Annotated in this window: 10 protein-coding genes; 8 read left to right on the forward strand and 2 right to left on the reverse strand. The window is 55.9% G+C overall.

The features are described 5' to 3' along the window. The first annotated feature begins 77 nt into the window (after positions 1-77). The 6 genes from ACYVHX_RS05245 to ACYVHX_RS05270 all read left to right on the forward strand — a co-directional run bounded on the left by ACYVHX_RS05245 (position 78) and on the right by ACYVHX_RS05270 (position 10,425). A complete protein-coding gene (locus ACYVHX_RS05245; RefSeq protein WP_460670571.1) occupies positions 78-722 on the forward strand; it encodes a response regulator in 645 nt (214 codons plus the stop codon). Positions 723-804: 82 nt separating this feature from the next. Further along, positions 805-2,586 carry an ATP-binding protein gene (locus ACYVHX_RS05250; protein WP_460670572.1) on the forward strand — a complete coding sequence of 594 codons (1,782 nt, stop codon included), beginning with the start codon at positions 805-807 and terminating at the stop codon, positions 2,584-2,586. A 204-nt stretch (positions 2,587-2,790) separates the two neighbouring features. Continuing rightward, positions 2,791-6,009 (forward strand): SusC/RagA family TonB-linked outer membrane protein, encoded by a 3,219-nt coding sequence (locus ACYVHX_RS05255; protein ID WP_460670573.1) that lies wholly within the window; start codon positions 2,791-2,793, stop codon positions 6,007-6,009. A 103-nt stretch (positions 6,010-6,112) separates the two neighbouring features. Beyond that, complete coding sequence (locus tag ACYVHX_RS05260; protein WP_460670574.1) at positions 6,113-7,681, forward strand: RagB/SusD family nutrient uptake outer membrane protein; 1,569 nt, start codon at positions 6,113-6,115, stop codon at positions 7,679-7,681. Positions 7,682-7,780: 99 nt separating this feature from the next. Then, complete coding sequence (locus ACYVHX_RS05265; RefSeq protein ID WP_460670575.1) at positions 7,781-8,863, forward strand: cell shape determination protein CcmA; 1,083 nt, start codon at positions 7,781-7,783, stop codon at positions 8,861-8,863. Between the two features lie 62 nt (positions 8,864-8,925). Further along, entirely contained in the window at positions 8,926-10,425 is a 1,500-nt protein-coding gene (locus ACYVHX_RS05270) for a glycosyl hydrolase (RefSeq protein WP_460670576.1), read from the forward strand. A 16-nt stretch (positions 10,426-10,441) separates the two neighbouring features. Here ACYVHX_RS05270 and ACYVHX_RS05275 read toward each other — a convergent pair whose 3' ends face one another. Beyond that, on the reverse strand, positions 10,442-14,278 hold the full coding sequence (locus ACYVHX_RS05275) for a PVC-type heme-binding CxxCH protein (protein ID WP_460670577.1): 3,837 nt from the start codon (positions 14,276-14,278) through the stop codon (positions 10,442-10,444). A 154-nt stretch (positions 14,279-14,432) separates the two neighbouring features. Further along, the gene (locus ACYVHX_RS05280) at positions 14,433-15,635 is read right to left on the reverse strand and encodes a DUF4185 domain-containing protein (RefSeq protein WP_460670578.1); all 1,203 of its coding nucleotides are present in this window, start codon (positions 15,633-15,635) and stop codon (positions 14,433-14,435) included. Between the two features lie 209 nt (positions 15,636-15,844). Here ACYVHX_RS05280 and ACYVHX_RS05285 point away from each other — a divergent pair, with 209 nt between their 5' ends. Together ACYVHX_RS05285 and ACYVHX_RS05290 are read left to right on the forward strand one after the other, a co-directional pair. Next, positions 15,845-16,462 (forward strand): RNA polymerase sigma-70 factor, encoded by a 618-nt coding sequence (locus tag ACYVHX_RS05285; RefSeq protein ID WP_460670579.1) that lies wholly within the window; start codon positions 15,845-15,847, stop codon positions 16,460-16,462. Positions 16,463-16,545: 83 nt separating this feature from the next. Continuing rightward, on the forward strand, positions 16,546-17,538 hold the full coding sequence (locus ACYVHX_RS05290) for a FecR domain-containing protein (protein ID WP_460670580.1): 993 nt from the start codon (positions 16,546-16,548) through the stop codon (positions 17,536-17,538). The last annotated feature ends 7 nt before the right edge of the window (positions 17,539-17,545 follow it).

The following is a 17,545-nucleotide window of genomic DNA, read 5'->3' on the forward strand; positions in this document are numbered from 1 at the left end:
TGGTAAATTTTAACGACCGTTCTGCTGTTATACGACCGATACGGTTTTTCGGCCAGCAGAGTAACGTAAACGGATTGATGATACGAGTACTGATTGCGGATGATCATAATGTGTTTGTGGAGGGGATTACAGCGCTCCTGTCGGGTTCGTCGGAAATTGACGTGACAGCGCGCTGTTTTGACGGATCATCGGTGATGGCGCAACTGCATCAGACGCCGATCGACGTGGTGTTGCTGGACATTTCGTTTCCGCACATCGAAGACGGCCTGGCGCTCTGCGAACACATCAACCGGGTGTATCCCAAAACGAGAGTGATTGCGCTGACGATGCACGATGATGCAAGTTTGATCAAGCGGGTGGTGAAGAAAGGCGCGCGCGGTTATTTACTGAAAAATACCACCAAAGTAGAGTTGTTGCAGGCGATTCGGACGGTTTACGACGAAAAACCGTATTTCAACGAAACCATTACGAACATTCTGCTGCACGACGAACCGCGTAAAAAACCGGCGCACGGGCCGGGCGTAAAGCCGAACCTGACGCCCCGCGAATCCGAAGTGCTAACGCTGATTGCGCAGGGCCTGACGACGCAGCAGATGGCAACGCAGTTGTTCGTCAGCGCCAAAGCCATCGAATTTCACCGGAGCAGCCTGCTCATGAAATTCAGCGTTCCGAATACGGCTTTGCTGATCAAAACCGCCATGGAATTACAGTGCATTGATTAACAGGCGACTTGAAGTTTTATAACAATAAATAGACATATTTAAAGGTTTTATAGATACAACGTCACCTTTGCCGACTCCTCTGATGCGATCACCTGTCCGGGCCCATTACCTCCTGAAACGATTCCTGAGCCTGCTGGTGCTTGGGGGGTTGGGCGGTTTGTGGTCGATAGCGCAGGCGGCTTCCGAACCGGCGTCGATTGATAGCGTGAAGAACCAGATCCGGCAGTTGGTGGCAGACCGCGATTATGCCGGGGTCGCCGAATCGTACGAACACCTGGGCTGGTTGTATCAGCAGCAGTACGGTTACAACAAGTATACGCTCGATGCATATTTCAACGGCATGAAGTACTACCACCTGCGGGGTGATTCGCTGGGGTATTACGACGTCCACATCAAGATTGGCGATTATTACACCCAGGACGTTTTTATGCAGCCTTACGCCGAAAAGTACTTGGGGAAGGCGCTCCAGTATTTCAGGCGGAAACAGAACTGGCCGAAGGTGATTGAGTGCCGGCTGGCGTTTGCGAACCTGGCCCAGAAGAAAGACCCGATTCCGAAAAGCCTGATTTCCGAGCTGCGGCAAACCGAACAGATGAGCGCCCGGTACAAGCAGGAGTATTTGCAGGCCTACGCGCATAATTTGTTGGCTAATACGTACTTGCGGAACAAGCAGCCCGACTCCGCCCAGTATTTCGCCAGCCGGAGTCTGGCCATGTCGACGCGGCTGAATACGCACTGGCTGATTGCGCTGAATTACTTTTATCTGGGTCTGGTCGAGCAATTTAAAAACCGCCCGGACGAAGCCATTGCGGCTTACCGGAAAAGCTACCAGCTCGCCGAAGCGGAAAAAAACGTGTCGATGATGCGGGAATTATCCCGGCATTCGGCCGATAGTTATTCGCACAAAGGCGATTACAAAAATGCGTACGAGAGCGCGCTGAAAACGCTGGATTTTACGAACCAGTTTTATTATTCGGAGCAGACCAAAAGCATCCGGTTGCAGGAACTCGACAGCCAGGTGAAAACGCTGGCCATGGAGAAACAACTGGTGGAAGAACAAAGCCGCCATCAGCATATGCTGAATATGATGCTGGCTTTTGGGCTGTTAATCAGCGTTTTAGGCGTTGGAGCGCTGGTCTACGGTCGGCGGCAGCAAAAATTAATTACGCATCAACAAACCGTTATTGCACAGCAGCAGATTCGGGATCTGGAACTGAAATCGTTGCAGGCCATGATTGAGGGGCAGGAAAGTGAGCGGAGCCGGATTGCCCGGGATCTGCACGATGGCCTGGGCATTCAGTTGTCCCGAATCAAGCTGTTTGTGGAAGCGCACCAGGAGCAGCTGCCGCTGTCGGTGAAGGAACCGCTGAACCAGTTTCTGGACGAAGCCTGCACCGAAACGCGGCTGATTTCAAGCGACTTGCGGCCTTATACCCTGTCGACCTTCGGCCTGATTCCGGCGCTGGAAGATTTGGTGCAGAAGCTGAATCTGGTGAACGAAACCGCCCTGACACTCGAACACTACGGCGAAGTGCCGGATTTGGGCGACGAAGCGTCGGTCATGATCTACCGGGTGGTGCAGGAGTTGCTGAACAATGCACTGAAACACGCTGAGGCTGACACGATTACGGTGCAGATGATGACGAATGACGAAGCCGTGCTGATCAGTGTGGATGACGACGGAAAAGGCGGAGATTTCGAAACCGATTCGATGAAGGGCAACGGCATTGCCAACATCAAATCCCGGATTGCGTACCTCGGCGGGCAGGTGATGTGGCAAAGCGAACCGGGCAAAGGAACCTCCGTGATGATTTCGCTGCCAATGCAGAAACTGGTTAAGAATCCACTGTCTTTTGTAGTCTGATAAATTTGATCCTAAACCCTTACTTAACGCTCTTTCGCTTATGCCAAACGGACTTTCTGATTGATCTGACCGGTTATTTCAATTGGACGTTTCGACTTACTGAGGTTTTTACACATTCATAAAAAACTTGACTTTTTACCCAGCGCTCTCAGGCTTTGCTTTTTGGAGAGTTGCCCATTTTTTGTCCCTTTTTTCAAACTACGTATGATAAAACATGTGCTTTCGGGGGTTTTGGTGCTGAGTTCCTGGACGGCGGTCCACGCTCAGAACCGAACCAATACCGTCACCGTTCCGGCGAAAAATCCGGTGGTGATGGCGTCTCTGAAAAATGCGAATGTCGGCAAATCCGATGTGAACGCCCTGGTCAAAGGGGTGGTGTCCGACGACAAAGGCAATACGCTGCCGGGTGCAACGGTGTCTGTTAAAGGCACCACGCAAGGTACCACCACGGACGCGGATGGCCGGTTTTCGATCAACCTGCCGGCCGGTTCCAATGTGCTGGTAATCTCGTTTATCGGGATGAAAACGCAGGAAGTTGAAGTAGGCACGCGCACGAATCTGACCATCACCCTCCTGTCCGGCGACCAATCGCTGGATGAAGTGGTCGTGATTGGGTACGGTACGGCCAAACGGTCGGACGTAACCTCGTCCATCACCACGATCAAAGCGGCCGAACTGAAAGACATTCCGGCGGCTGGGATCGACCAGTTACTACAAGGGAAAGCCGCCGGGGTAACGGTAACCAGCAACGGCGGTCAGCCGGGTGGCGGGGTGTCAGTAAAAGTACGCGGGGTGACGTCCATCAACAGCAACGACCCATTGTTTGTCATCGACGGCGTTCCGTTTGTGGGGGGCAACACCTCGAACAGCACCGGGTATGCCGGTCTGGGCGGGGGCGATGGTCAAACCGGAAACAGCGTTATGGCAATGCTGAACCCCAACGATATCGAGTCGATCGACGTTCTGAAAGATGCCTCCGCGCAGGCCATTTACGGCTCACAGGCGGCTAACGGGGTGATTCTGGTCACCACGAAAAAAGGCAAATCGGGCGAAGGGAAGATCAACTACGAAATGTATACCGGCGTTTCGGAAGTGGCTAAACGCCTGGATCTGATGGATTTGCGGGGTTTTGCCCGCTACCAGAACGAGGTGCTGCCGATCATCGGAAACCCGGTCGCCGACGAGTTTAAAAACCCGGATTTGCTGGGCCGCGGAACCGACTGGCAGGATGCCATGTTTCAGCGCGGATCGATCAATAACCACCAGCTGAGCTTTTCGGGCGGCAAAGAGCGGACCACCTACTACCTGTCGCTCAACTATTTCGATAACAAAGGGATTCTGCTGGGCTCGAATTTCAAGCGGTATTCCAGCCGGTTTAGCCTGGATACGCAATTGAAAAGCTGGGCGAAAGTCGGGTTGAGCGCCAACGTCTCGCGCAGCATTCAGGATGTGTCGCTGGCCGATGCCGCCGAAGGTACGATCTGGTGGGGCGCGGTGACGAGCCCGCTGGTGCCGGTGAAAAACCTGGACGGTTCCTGGGGCGGTGGACAAACCGTAGGCGGGGTGCAATACAGCAACTCCAACCTCGTCGGAAACAGCCAGTTCCGGGGCAATACCAAAACCTCGAACAACGTGTTCGGGAGTCTCTACGCCGAACTGCAACTGATGAAAGACCTGTCGCTGCGGAACGAAGTATCGTATTCGCTGGGGCAGGACAACAACGTTGCGTTTCAGAAAGCCGGGAATGTGGGCGGAACCTCGTTCCGGAGCAAACTGATCGACTCGCGTTCGGACAGCTACTACTGGTCGCTGACGAACTACCTGAGTTACAATAAGTATATCGGCAAACACGGTATTCAGGCGACGGTCGGTCACCAGGCGCAGAATTCGTACTATCAGTCGATGTCGGGGACGAAGGTCGATTTGCAGGCCAACATTTTTGACCTGAATACCGGTAGCTCCGACCAGACTACCTGGGGATTGAGCGGTGGAAAAGGCCACTGGGCGATGGAATCCTGGTTTGCGCGGGCCAACTACACCTACGACGACCGGTATTCGCTCTCGGCCAGTTTCCGCGCCGATGGCTCGTCGAACTTCGGTCCGAACAACCGCTGGGGGTATTTCCCCGGGGTGTCGGCGGGCTGGACGGTTTCCAACGAAAAATTCATGAAAGGCGACGTTTCGACGGTGCTGAATTTTATGAAAGTGCGCGTCGGTTACGGAACGGTGGGGAACCAGAACTTCCCCGGCGGGGCACCCAACCCGGCTTACGTGGGCGCGGTGCAGTTTTTCTCCGGACCAGTCGGTTTTGGTTCATCGAACATGATCAACGGGATTCCGAACCCGAACCTGAAATGGGAATCGGTGAGAACCACCAACGCCGGGGTTGACCTGGGCTTCCTGGGGGGGCGGATCGACGCAACAATTGACGTGTACAAGAAAGTAACCTCCGACATGATCATCTTCCTGACCGGCCCGAACCTGATTGGCGTGGGCGACCAGTGGGATGATTTGAAAGCGCCACTGGGCAACGCCGGCCAGATGACCAATACCGGAATTGACATTGGCGTGACGACTACGAACATCAAGAAAGGGGATTTCACCTGGAAAACCAATGCGGTTTTTACGCACTTCAAAAACACCTACGACCGGGCGGCCAGTGCGGCTTCGGCGCTCGACGGGAAAGTGTATTACAACAACTACCTGATCACGCACACGACGCCCGGCAGTGCCGTAGGATCGTTCTGGGGACTGGTCACCGACGGGTTGTACCGGACGCAGGCTGAGCTGGACCAGAGCCTGCCGCAGTTTGGCTACAAGGTGAATCCGAATGAAACCTGGCTGGGCGATATTCGCTACAAGGACATCAACGGCGACGGCAAGATCGACGCCAGCGACCTGACGTTCATCGGTAGTCCGCTGCCGAAATTCACCTGGGGGTTAACCAACTCACTGAACTACCGGGATATCGACTTTTCGCTGTTTTTGCAGGGAAGCCAGGGGGCGAAGGCCTATAACTTCCTCCGCTGGCAGTTGGAAGGGCTGAACAACGCCTGGTCGAACCAGATGCGGACCGTGACCGATCGCTACACCGAAACCAACACGGAGGGCGCGCTGCCCCGGTTTACGACCACCAACAAGAACAACACGGCCATGTCGGACCGCTACGTGGAAGACGCTTCGTACTGGCGGATTCAGAACATCACGCTCGGCTACCGGGTGCCGAGAAACATCCTGAGCAAAGTGAAGATGACGAACCTGCGGGTGTACGGTTCCATCCAGAACCTGAAAACCTTCACCAAGTACTCCGGCTACGACCCCGAAATCGGCGCGTTCAACAACAGCATCAAGCTCATGAACGTGGATACGGGTCACTACCCGAACCCCCGGACGTTTACGATCGGCGCGAATGTTCAATTTTAAGTAATCGGTATCCGGTTTTCAGTTTACGGTGGCTGACGCGCGAATCAGGAGAGATGGTCACAAACCGTATACCGAAAACCGAATACCGTAAACCATAAAGAAAATGAAACGAAAATCCCTATACGCCCTGGCGATTTCGGCGCTGCTGCTGTCTTCCTGCAAAGAAGATTTCATCGAGCGGCCCTCGCTGTCGGGCACAACAACCGGTAACTATTACAACAACGCCGAAGAAGTTCGGGGTGCCACCAGTACGCTCTACAGCGGTTTGCCCTGGCGGAATTACGAAAGCCGGGCGCAGGACGCCATCGGCGACGTGATGTCCGGAAATATGTTTACCTACACGGATGTCGACTACCTGAACTTTACGGTTTCGTCGGCTTCCGAGCGGATTGGGGCGTCCTGGGGGGCGTTCTACAAAATCATTGGGTACGCCAACGTAATGATCAAGACGTTTGAGGAGAAAAAAGCCGCCGGAGGTGGGGCTGCTTACCTCGATCCGGCCATTGCGGAGTGCCATTTCATTCGCGGAACGCTGTATTTCTACATCGCCCGGACCTGGGGAGCCGCGCCGATCATCACCGATCCGGGCAGCACGGCTTTGTCGGGCAACTTCAACATTCCGCGTTACCTGCAAAAAGACGTGCTGCGGTTTGCGCTGGAAGAACTGCAAATGGCCGAAGCCGGTTTGCCTGAATCGGACGTGGCCGGACGGCTGACGAAATACTCGGCGAAGGGCATGATGGCGAAGTTGTATCTCTACAACAAAGACTACGCGAACGCCAAAGCCAAGTCGGAAGAAGTGATCAACTCGGGTAAATACAGCCTGGTGGCCGATTACAACGGCATGTTCACGAAAATGAGCATGAACAACAATCCAGAGTCGCTTTTCTCGATTCAGCACCAGTTGGCGCAGGACCCCTGGGGAACGGGTAACATCAAGAACCCGGATCGGGGAGCGAGTGCCCTGCGCACCGCCGAGGCCGATGCCTGGGAGATGTACGTGCCGTCACTGGATCTGCTGAAAGAATACGAATTTGGCGATCTGCGCCGGAAATGGTCGGTGATGGAGCACGGCTGGACCAACCCCAGCTGGAAACCGCAGCGCGTCAACGCCCCGAAATACAACGCCTTCATGGCCAACGGGTTTAAGTACGATACGCTGCAACCCACCGCCGACGGCGGAAGTCTGAGTCCAACGCGCTCGAACATTACCAAATACTTTGCCGGTCCTGGCAAGAGCTTCGGGGGCGATGCGGTTTTGGGGCAGAATTCGGGCAACAACGTGGTGCTGCTGCGCTACGCCGATGTGCTGCTGATTTACGCCGAAGCCACGCTGGCGGGAGCAGCTTCCACCGCCGATCCCAAAGCCCTCCAGGCCGTGAATGCGGTGCGGACGCGGGCGGGTTTAACCCCCCGGACCTCGCTGACGCTGGACCAGATCCTGCACGAACGCCGGGTGGAATTTGCGTTCGAGGGTGACTACTGGTACGACATTCAGCGCCAGGGATTTGCCAAGGCGAAAGCCATGATTGAGAAGCAAAACCGGGGGGCAACCGGCAATCCTACGTACATCACCAACTTCACCGAAGACAAGATGTATCTGCCGATCCCGGCGGGTGAAATTGTTCAGGATCCCGAATTGGGCAAAGATCCGGTGCCGTATTATAACTAGACACTAGCGATGAGGCAGGAACGACAAGCGGGATGGGAAGGCCGATTTCCTGTTTCCCGAAACCCGCTGGTCTACCGTCTCTTTAAACGAAGCAATACCATGAAATTCAATAGATTCAATCAATGGACGGGCTTGTCAATGGCGGTTTTGGTGACCGGTTTCGTGATGAGTTCCTGCGAAAAAGAAACCGACGGCCGACCGGACTATGCCGCCGGGAATCCGGTGGCGACGACCTTGGCGCCTGACTCGGCCGCGGGCGGAACCGTGATCACGCTGACCGGTACGGGCCTGGGCGATATGCGCACCATCGTTTTCGAAAAAGACAGTGTGGCCGCCGGTTTCCAGCCGACGCTGAACACCGATCAGGCGCTGATTTTCCGGGTGCCCGACGAAGTGGTGGGGGGCACACAAAAGGTCACTTTTACGAACAGCGAAGGCCGTTCGGTGTCGGTGCCGTTCCGGGTGCTGGCCTATCCGACGGTGGCCGAGGTGTCCAATTATAACTTCAGAAAAGATTCCGAAATCACCATTACCGGCAATAACCTGGACGATGTGGTGTCGGTGAAACTGACCGGCACGTCGGACATGGCCACCGTGGTTTCCAAAGAAAAAAAGAAGCTGGTCCTGAAGATGCCCGCGACGACGGCCAACCGCGCGACGCTGGACATTATCAACGGCACGGGTTTGCTGCGCACCACGCAGGAACTGGTGAACGTTGACAAAGCGTACCAGATTTTCACGGATGCCTACGGTACCGGTTTTGCGGACGGTTCCTGGGGGGATGCCGGGGCGGTTTCGACGAAGGAGTTTAAAACCGGCGCGGCTTCGGTCGGCAAAACCTACCAGAAAGGCAACTGGCACCTGATTGCGTTTGCCAACTGGTCCGCTTCCGCCATTTCCTATTCGGCCGATTACACCTACGTATCGGGCTGGATCAAAGGAGCTTCGGCGGACTACTCGCTCTACCTGACCACCGATGCCAGCAAAGCCGGTTTTGGCAACTTTGACGACAAAAACAAAATCGACGTGAAAGCCGGAGTCTGGAACTACTTCAAATTCAAGATTTCGGACATCGATTTCTGGTCGGCGGGCAAGAAACTCTCCCAGGTCGGTTTCCGGATTCAGGGTCCTGACAAACAGGACGAAACGTTTTATTTCGACGATGTTGTCCTGATTAAATAACCGCCGTACCTACGGATCGGCGGGCGATCCCGTTGAATCCGTGTGATTTTGAATTTTTGAAGATGTTCCTGTTAAAAAAATCACACGGACTCAACGGGGTTGCCCGCCGGTCCGTGGGTACGTGTCTCCTGATCGGTTCGCTGGGCTGTGTTCCGGTTTCCAAGCCGGAACCGGTCCAAATCGATCCGAAAACCGTGCAGGTCGAAGCCGAAACCGGCACAATGGTCGGCCTGCAAACCGCCAGTGCGCTGGGCGGTTTTTCCGGAAACGGCTACGTAACGGGCTTCGATGAGGCTACCGATCAGGTAACCGTCACGGTGAACGCGACCGCCGGTTTGTATGAACTGTCGGTGGGCTATTCGTCGCCAACGGGCGATAAAGGCGTTGATTTTCAGGTGAACGGGGAGAAAGGCAGCGGCACACTCATAAAAACCGCTGCGGATTTTAGCCGGGCGAAACTGGGGACGGTCCGTTTGCACGACGGGCAGAATACCGTCACGATTCTGCGGGGCTGGGGCTTTTTCCACATCGATTACATTCAGGTTGATCCGGCGACGATTTTAGCCGTATCCAAACCGCCCAAAACGCTCGTAGACGCCCGCGCAACGCCCTCGACCCGCGCCCTTTTTTCCTACCTGATTGACCAATACGGCAGCAAAGTCCTTGCCGGGCAGCAGGATGATGTCGAATACATTCTGGAAAAAACCGGCAAGGAACCGGCCATCGGCTCGTTCGATCTGATGGATTATTCACCCAGCCGGGCGCAGCGGGGTGCGACGCCCCTGCGTTCCAGCGAAGCGGGCATTGCCTGGGCCAAGAAAGGGGAGGGGCGCGGCATTGTCAGTCTGCTCTGGCACTGGAACGCGCCGATGGATTTGATCGACGAAGAACCCGACAAACTTTGGTGGAGCGGTTTTTACACCCGGGCCACCACCTTCGATCTGGCTGCGGTTCTGGCCGATAAAAATGGGGAACGGTACCAGTTGCTGCTCCGCGACATCGACCGGGTTGCCGGCGAATTAAAGAAATTTCAGACCGCCGATGTGCCCGTGCTCTGGCGACCGCTGCACGAAGCATCCGGCGGCTGGTTCTGGTGGGGCGCCAAAGGCGCGGAACCCTTCAAGGCGCTTTGGCGGCTGCTTTACGACCGGCTGACGAATCACCACCAGTTGCACAACCTGATCTGGGTGTACGCGGGAACGGATTCCATCCACCCCGACTGGTATCCCGGCGATTCCTACGTGGACATTATCGGGCTGGATATTTATACCGACCCGACGGCCAGTCTGAGCGGCAACTGGAACAACACCGTCGCGGCATTTAACGGAAAAAAAATGGTGGCGTTAACGGAAACGGGCAACCTGCCAGACGCGGCCAAGATGCGCGATTTCGGCAGCTGGTGGGCCTGGTTTTCGGTCTGGACCGGCGACAATTACCTCAAAAAGCAACCCCTCGAAACCCTGAAAGCCGTCTACACCGATAAAGACGTAATTACCCGCGACGAGCTGCCCGACTGGCGGCAGTGGAGCGGAAACGGCGGTACGGTTTCCTCCAATCGCTGAAACCGTACCGGCTTCGTTATTTCTTCGCCTGTTTCACCGGCTCGCGGGTCCGCAGAAACGCCACCAGATCAATGATTTCGCTTTCCGTCAAGCCATCGAGCAAACCGGTGGGCATCATGGAGTTGGGCGTCACTTCGCGCGATTGAATCTCCGATTTGTTCAGCACCACGGGGTCTTGTCCGACGACGCGCAGGGTGAGCTGCCGTTCATTTTCGCCGGCCACATTTCCCGTGTACGTCCGGCCATTGCGGGTGGTGATGACCACCATTTTGTAGTCGTCCTGAATTTCGCCACTGGGGTTCAGAATATTGCTCAGCAGGTAATCCAGATTGGCGCGGTTGGAACCGGTAATGTCCGGACCAATGGAACCGCCTTCGCCGTACATCTTGTGGCAGGGGCCGCAGGTACGCTGGAATATCAGTCGTCCTTTCGTGGTGTTGGCCGCCAGCAAGGCCCGGTCGGAGAGCAGTTTTTGGTAGCGACCGTACGCTTTTTCATCAATGCCGTTCTGCTCAATCGGTCCCCAGACTTCGACAAATCCGCTGCCGACCACCCGCAGCAGTTGCCGGGCCGCGTAGGTCGGCACATCCCGCTTCGGAATCTTTTCGGTTTTCAGCGCCTGCGTCAGTTGCCAGCCGTATTTCGGGCGCGACGCCATCGTCTGCACCACCTGCAATTTGTCCGCCGGACTGAAATTCGGGTAGCGGGCCAGCAGCAGTTCACCGAGCGATTCCTGATCGTACCCGGCAATGGCCCGGATCACGTCCGTCCGCAGATTCGCTTCGTTCAGCAGGGCCGGAAATTCTCCCAGCAGTTCCGGGCGTTGCTGGCTCGCAACGGATCGGAGGGCTTTCTGCCGCTGGTCGATGGGCGCTTTGGTATTTTTCAGCGTGGCCAACGACTGGCGGGCGGTTTCGGTATCCCCAAACAACTGGGCCACCTGCTGTGCGAGGGGAGCTGCTTTGGGATTGGCTTTTAGTTTGGCATAAACGGTTTTCCAGTTGGCGGGAGCCGTCAGATCGGTGCGGCCTTCTAGCCCATCGCGCATCCCTTCCAGCAGACTGGTCGCCGTTTTGGGCGCCTGGCCGAGTACGGTTACGAGGGCGGGGGTCTGGTCGGCATCGACGGTCCGGCGGGCGGTAAACCGGGCCACCATCGGAATTTCGCAGCGGGCGGCCAGCGCCAGGGCGCGTTCGGGATTTTGTTTGACGAGCGGCTCAAAACCGTACCAGATCATTTTCGGCAGGTTGTGATCCCCCTTGTCTTCCCCGTGCTGCATCAATTCCCCGGCGATTTTCCAGCCGGTTTCGGCCGGTACCCGTTGCAGGGCCGACGCCAGATACAGCCGCACTACCGGCGAGGCTTCTTCGCGGGCCATGGTTACAAACTTTGCCTGAGCAGCCGCGGATGCCGAACGGCTTTCGCACAGCAACTGAACGGTCCAGGCCCGGACGTACGGATCCTTGTCGTCCAGCGTTTTGAACAGTTCCGGTTCGTTAAAACCGCCCGTAACGTGCAGCGCCCACATCGCCCGCAGCCGGTAATCGGCGTTGGCATTGGCTTCAAACAGGTGCCGAAGCTGGGCATGGGTTTGGCTGTCGAGTTTGCCCTTGGCCGCCCGGCTTTGCAGAATAATCCGGGCCCGGCGGGCGTGCCAGTCGCTTTTGGACGTTTGCAGGCCGACCAGTTGCGCATCGGTCATTTTGGCCAGATCCGAATACCGTCCGGCCCAGTTTTCGGCCAGCGAGGTTTTGGGCATGATCCGGAAAATCCGGCCGGTTTCGCCGTTCAGTACTTCCTTGCCGCAAATATCGGCATCGTGCCAGTCGAGCACGTAAAGTCCGCCATCCGGCCCGATCTCCACGCTGAAGCCGACCCACTGGGCGTTGTTGGCCTGCAAAAAATCGTCGCCGTGGTGCCCGACATAACCCGACCCTTTGGGTTCCAGAACGTCCGATAAAACCGCGTGCTCGTGAATGTTCGCCATAAAAAGCCGCCCCTGCTCCGACTGCGGAAACGCATCGGACTGGTAGACCCGCGCCCCGCCGTGGGCCGAGCGGTGGCTGTGGTCCGTGATGGTTTTTAGGTCTTCGTACACGTACGGATTGAAGTGCTGCCCGCCCTGCCGGTGGTAAATACCGCCCGGGATGACGTGCCAGAGATGCGGAATGACGCAGGCCGTCATCACCAGCTGGCCCTTCGCGTTGTAGTCGATGCCCCAGGGATTGCTGAAACCGTGCGCGACTACCTCAAAGCGGTCCTGGGTGGGGTGATACCGCCAGACGCCCCCGTTGATGTCCGTGCCCTTGCCCTCCAGAATATCTTCCGGAAACGGGTCATTGTGTTTATACAGCTTGCCTTTGCCGTCCGGTTTTCGCACTTTCGAGGGGGTGGCAAAACCCTGGAGCCCGTAGAGCCAGCCATCCGGCCCCCAGTGCAGGCTGTTCAGGGTTTCGTGCCGGTCGCGGATGCCCCAGCCCGTCAGCCGGACTTCAATGTCTTTCCCGTCGGCCCGGTCGTCGCCATTGCGATCCGGCACAAACAGCAGATTCGGCGGAGCGCCCAGAAACAGCCCGTCGAAACCCACCGCCATCGCAGCCGGGAACGGAATGCTGTCCAGAAACACCTTCTGGCTGTCGGCCACACCGTCGTGGTTGGTATCTTCCAGAATCAGGATCCGGCTGTTGCCGGCTTTGGAAAAACCGTGTCCGCGTGATTCGTAATCCCGGTTTTCGGCCACCCACAGCCGTCCGCGGTCGTCCCAGCAGAAGGCCATCGGCTGCGTAATCATCGGCTCCGATGCCCAGACGTTGGCCTGATAACCGGCTTTCAGCGTCATGCTTTTGACGGCTTCGGCGGGCGTCAGAAATTTGGCTTCCAGGCCCTCTTTCTGCGCCAGTCCCCACAGCATCGACGTGTTGTACATCGAGGTGTTGCCGCTGAACTCGCTCCAGGTCTGGGTCAGTTTAACGTCGTTCAGTTCGCCGGTATAGACCACCAGCTGGTGCCGAATGATTTCCGTATCGCCTTTTTCAATTTTCCAGTCGCCGTTGCGCGCCCGCGCCGGACCAATGCCCATCTGGTTATCGACGCGCCAGGTCTGCGGATAGCCTTTGTTTTCGGGATGATCGAACATCGCGATGTGCGCCAGGTCGTTCCGGCCGTCCACCTGAATGCCCACATCGACCCACATGGCGCGCTGGCCTTCGGCTTTTTCGTTGCGCTGCCGGGCCGCGTTGATCACCTCGCCCTTGATGCCTTCGCGCCAGGGCATCCGCAGGAACAAACCGCCGTAATCGTACTTACCAATCGTAACGTCGGTGTTGGCTTTGCCTTTCCATTCGAGATCGAGCAGAAATTTGCCGTCCTTCTCGCGCATCGACCAGTTCTGGGTTTCGGTCAAAACCGCAGCGCCCTTTTCGTCCAGCAGGTCGTATACCGTCTGCCATTTGACTTCCGTTCCGGTGGCCCGCACCACTTTGGCCGACACCCGGCGCCAGTAATCACCCTGCGGATGGTGAAAGTAATCCCGGCCGTTGACGCGGGTGTAGCCCCAGTACAAACCCGTCTGGTGTTTGTGGTGGCCGGGGCTGTATTCGGTCAGTACGCCCTTGCCGTCGGGTGCCGCGATGGGGTGGATATACGGGCGAAAATCCGGTTTGGCATTCTGAACCAAAATCGGCGTTTTGCCACCGACCCGAAAAACCGAGAGGGTGCCGGTTTTGGCATCCTGCCTGAGCAGCAATTTGGCAGCGGGCGCGGGCGGTTTTCCGGAAGAAACCGGTTTGGTCGACTGAAAAACGCTTCCGGAACAAACAACAAGGAGGCTAAGGACTAGGATAATCGATTTCATAATGGTTTAGGAGCAATGTCATTTCAACGCCCAATTTAGTACGAAACCCTCTAAAAGAATGACAAAACCGCGCACTTAAACAAAACCCGTCGTTCTGATTGCCAACGCAACCGGTGTCAGTGCAGTCTGTGGACAGGATAATATCGCTTCACTGTCAGTGGGTTGCAGGTTGTTTTTTGAATTTTACCCGGATAAACCGGGGGCGATAGAGATTCGGCTTCTTTTTGATGACGTCGAGGAACTTGAAACTGTTGACATTGTACGAGATCAGCAGTTCGCCGGGGGCCGAAAGCGCCGGATGAGCCTTCGCATTGTAGGTGAACAGGTCCTGGTCGGTAATGTCAGCAGTGGTTTTGTAAAGCGTGATCCGGGGGCCAAACGGGCCCACCGGGGAGGGGCCCACCTGCAGACAAATGTCGGGGAAAATGCCGTTCAATTGATACACCAGCGCATATTTGCCCTTGCCTATTTTGCTGACACTCATTTCATTGGAAACCGAATCGCTCAAGGCCGTGGCCGATTTTAGTTCGGTGGTCCAGGCGGCTCCGGTCCAGAATTCCCAGGTGTCGAAGGCGTCTACCTGCTCCGGTTTCACCCGGGCCGCAACCAGTTTTTTGCTTTTCCCTTTGATGCCGTAGACATACAGAAAACCGTCCGGTTCGGCTTCGCCCGCCGACTCCGCGTTATTGAAGACCCCCGCACCGAACGAAACCGTTTCTTCGCTCTTGCTGTAGTTGTTAAACGGTAGATTAACGTGCTTTTGATCGGCGTAGGGAAACCGGCTAGTGCCCGGTATTCGGATGAGCGTGTTGCCGGTTTCTTTAAACGGAAAAGCGGAGTTGTCGTTGGTGTTGGTGATCTGATAGGCAAACAGAAACAGGTCGTTGCTGGCATCCGGATTCACAAAACCGTCGCCCAGCCAGAAATAGGTATCCTGGTCCGGCTTCTTCGACTGCGGGACAAAAATGGCTTTGTACGTGGCGTTATCCTTCGCCACTTTAAACGCAATCTGTGTTGAATCAGGGGCTTTTTTGGTCAGGATGGCGACCGAATTATTGACCATGACAAAGCCCGGTTTCACCGTCCCGTCTTCGACTTCGCCAAGGAGCGTATCGCTGAACAGGAAAAGCAGGCTGTCGCGTTTGGCAGAATCGTTTCCCGAAAACGGTATGACAAAAAGACCGTCGCCCCCAAACCAGCCTGATTGACGCAGAAACAGGTTTGTCCATTCGGGCGCCGGTTCAACGGTAAAGGCTTTTTCGTCGAGTTCCATTTCGGGCGCAGATTCCTGGTTATCAGCTGGTTTTTGGCTGCACGAAAATAGGAATAGAAACAAAAGCAGGCGACAACGTTTCATGATTAAAAGGCCGTCGGGGTTAGCGGGTGATTGCCCGCCCACGGCGGTCCATTTTAGGTAAAATTTCGGGACGCTCACCACTTTTTACCCGGAATTATTCTGTTAAAAGAGAATTTTTTATTGGAATTGTACGGTTTTAATCGTTACATTAGCTACTTGTTACTTAGTTGCTCTACCTGTTAACCGAAAAAGACTCAAAAGGCCAGTTCATGCGTATCCGAAAATTACCCATTCGGTCGGGTCAAGACGCTGAAAAGGAGATCGCCCTGCGGTTGAAGGCGGGCGATGAGAAAGCCTTTGAGGAGATCTTCTACCGCTATTACAAGCACCTGTACGCCATCGGGATCAAGTTTCTGAAGAGCCCCGACCTGGCCGAAGACGCCGTTCAGGATATTTTTCTCAAATTGTGGGACCACCGCGAAGCCCTCAACGAAGCCCACGCGATCAAGAATTTTCTCTCGGTTTCGATGAAAAATCACGTTCTCAACGTGATTCGGGACCACCACCAGGCGATCTGGGAATACATTTCCTGCGAAGTGGAGGAAAGCCGGGGCGAAGACACGACCACCAATCTGTTCCAGTTGCAGGAATACAGCGCCATTCTGGAGCAGGGCATCAGGGAATTGACGCCCCAGCGCGCGAAAGTATTTCGGCTGCGGGTGTTCGGCGGGCTGGATAACGATGAAGTAGCCAGGCAGTTATCGGTCTCGGTGAACACGGTGAAGGTGCAGTTCCACCAGGCGACAAAGTTCATCAAGGAGTACCTCAGCAAGCACGCCGATCTGGAAGGTATTCTGCCGCTTCTCCTCATTTTTCTGGTCTCCTGATATTTTTTCTTCCCAGCGTAATACTTTCCGTCCGCTCGTGTGTATCTATTTAGGAAAGAGTAGCACTATTCCTAAGTCCTTTCATGGATACACAACTTCTACAGAAGTATTTACGAAATGAATGCACTCCTGAAGAAGCTCAGGCGGTTTTGCAGCACCTGGCAACCACCGACGGGCAGCGCCAGTTGCAGCGCCTGCTGGACGCTGACCTGACCGAACCGGCTGCACTCCCGCTCGATGCCACCGAACGGCAGAATGCCCATCGGCTCTTCCAGCGAATCCGGGCGGGCAAAAAAGACGCACCTGTCAGGCCGTCGGAAGCTCCGGTTCGCCGGCTGGGCGGCACCTGGCGCTGGATGGCGGCAGCCGCCGTCGGGATTCTGCTGCTGGCCACCGGATCGCTGCTGTTCTACCGGGAGTTTGCTCAGCCCGAAGCCATTGCGGTGCGTACCGGTTTTGGCGAAACCCGGCGCGTGGTGCTGCCCGACCAGTCGGTGGTGACCCTGAACGGCAATACGTCCATTCACTACGCCGAACACTGGCAAACCGACGCCCCGCGCGAAGTGTGGGTGGAGGGCGAAGCCTTTTTTGAAGTGGTGCACACGCAAAACCACCAGCGGTTTCAGGTGCATCTGCCCGGGCAGATGAACGTCGAGGTGCTGGGGACCCGCTTCAATGTCTACACCCGGAAATCCCGGACCAAAGTGGTGCTGAACGAAGGACGCATTCAGATGCGGGTGTCGGGAGGTCCGAAAAGCCACCTCGAAATGAAACCGGGTGAGATGTTCTTTGCCGACGCCCAAACGAAAGCGTTCTACAAAAAAACCGTCAATGCCCAGGCCCAGTCGTCCTGGCGCACCAATCAGCTGATTTTCGAGGGGGCGACCCTGGCTGACATCGCGCAGTTGCTGAAAGATACGTACGGCCTGGACGTCGAGATTCGGGACCGAGACCTGCTGCAGCAAAAGATAACCGGAACCTTCCCCAGCAAGAATGCCGACACCATTCTGAAGGGGCTTTCCGGCCTGTTCGACTTGAAAATTACCCGTAAGGTCAATCATATTGTCATTGAATAAACTCTAT

It is taken from the genome of Larkinella ripae (assembly GCF_054780775.1).

Coding starts and splice junctions, on each gene's coding strand:
- ACYVHX_RS05245 (WP_460670571.1), top strand. CDS start 78: ATGATACGAGTACTGATTGCGGATGATCATAATGTGTTTGTGGAGGGG.
- ACYVHX_RS05250 (WP_460670572.1), top strand. CDS start 805: ATGCGATCACCTGTCCGGGCCCATTACCTCCTGAAACGATTCCTGAGC.
- ACYVHX_RS05255 (WP_460670573.1), top strand. CDS start 2,791: ATGATAAAACATGTGCTTTCGGGGGTTTTGGTGCTGAGTTCCTGGACG.
- ACYVHX_RS05260 (WP_460670574.1), top strand. CDS start 6,113: ATGAAACGAAAATCCCTATACGCCCTGGCGATTTCGGCGCTGCTGCTG.
- ACYVHX_RS05265 (WP_460670575.1), top strand. CDS start 7,781: ATGAAATTCAATAGATTCAATCAATGGACGGGCTTGTCAATGGCGGTT.
- ACYVHX_RS05270 (WP_460670576.1), top strand. CDS start 8,926: ATGTTCCTGTTAAAAAAATCACACGGACTCAACGGGGTTGCCCGCCGG.
- ACYVHX_RS05275 (WP_460670577.1), bottom strand. CDS start 14,278: ATGAAATCGATTATCCTAGTCCTTAGCCTCCTTGTTGTTTGTTCCGGA.
- ACYVHX_RS05280 (WP_460670578.1), bottom strand. CDS start 15,635: ATGAAACGTTGTCGCCTGCTTTTGTTTCTATTCCTATTTTCGTGCAGC.
- ACYVHX_RS05285 (WP_460670579.1), top strand. CDS start 15,845: ATGCGTATCCGAAAATTACCCATTCGGTCGGGTCAAGACGCTGAAAAG.
- ACYVHX_RS05290 (WP_460670580.1), top strand. CDS start 16,546: ATGGATACACAACTTCTACAGAAGTATTTACGAAATGAATGCACTCCT.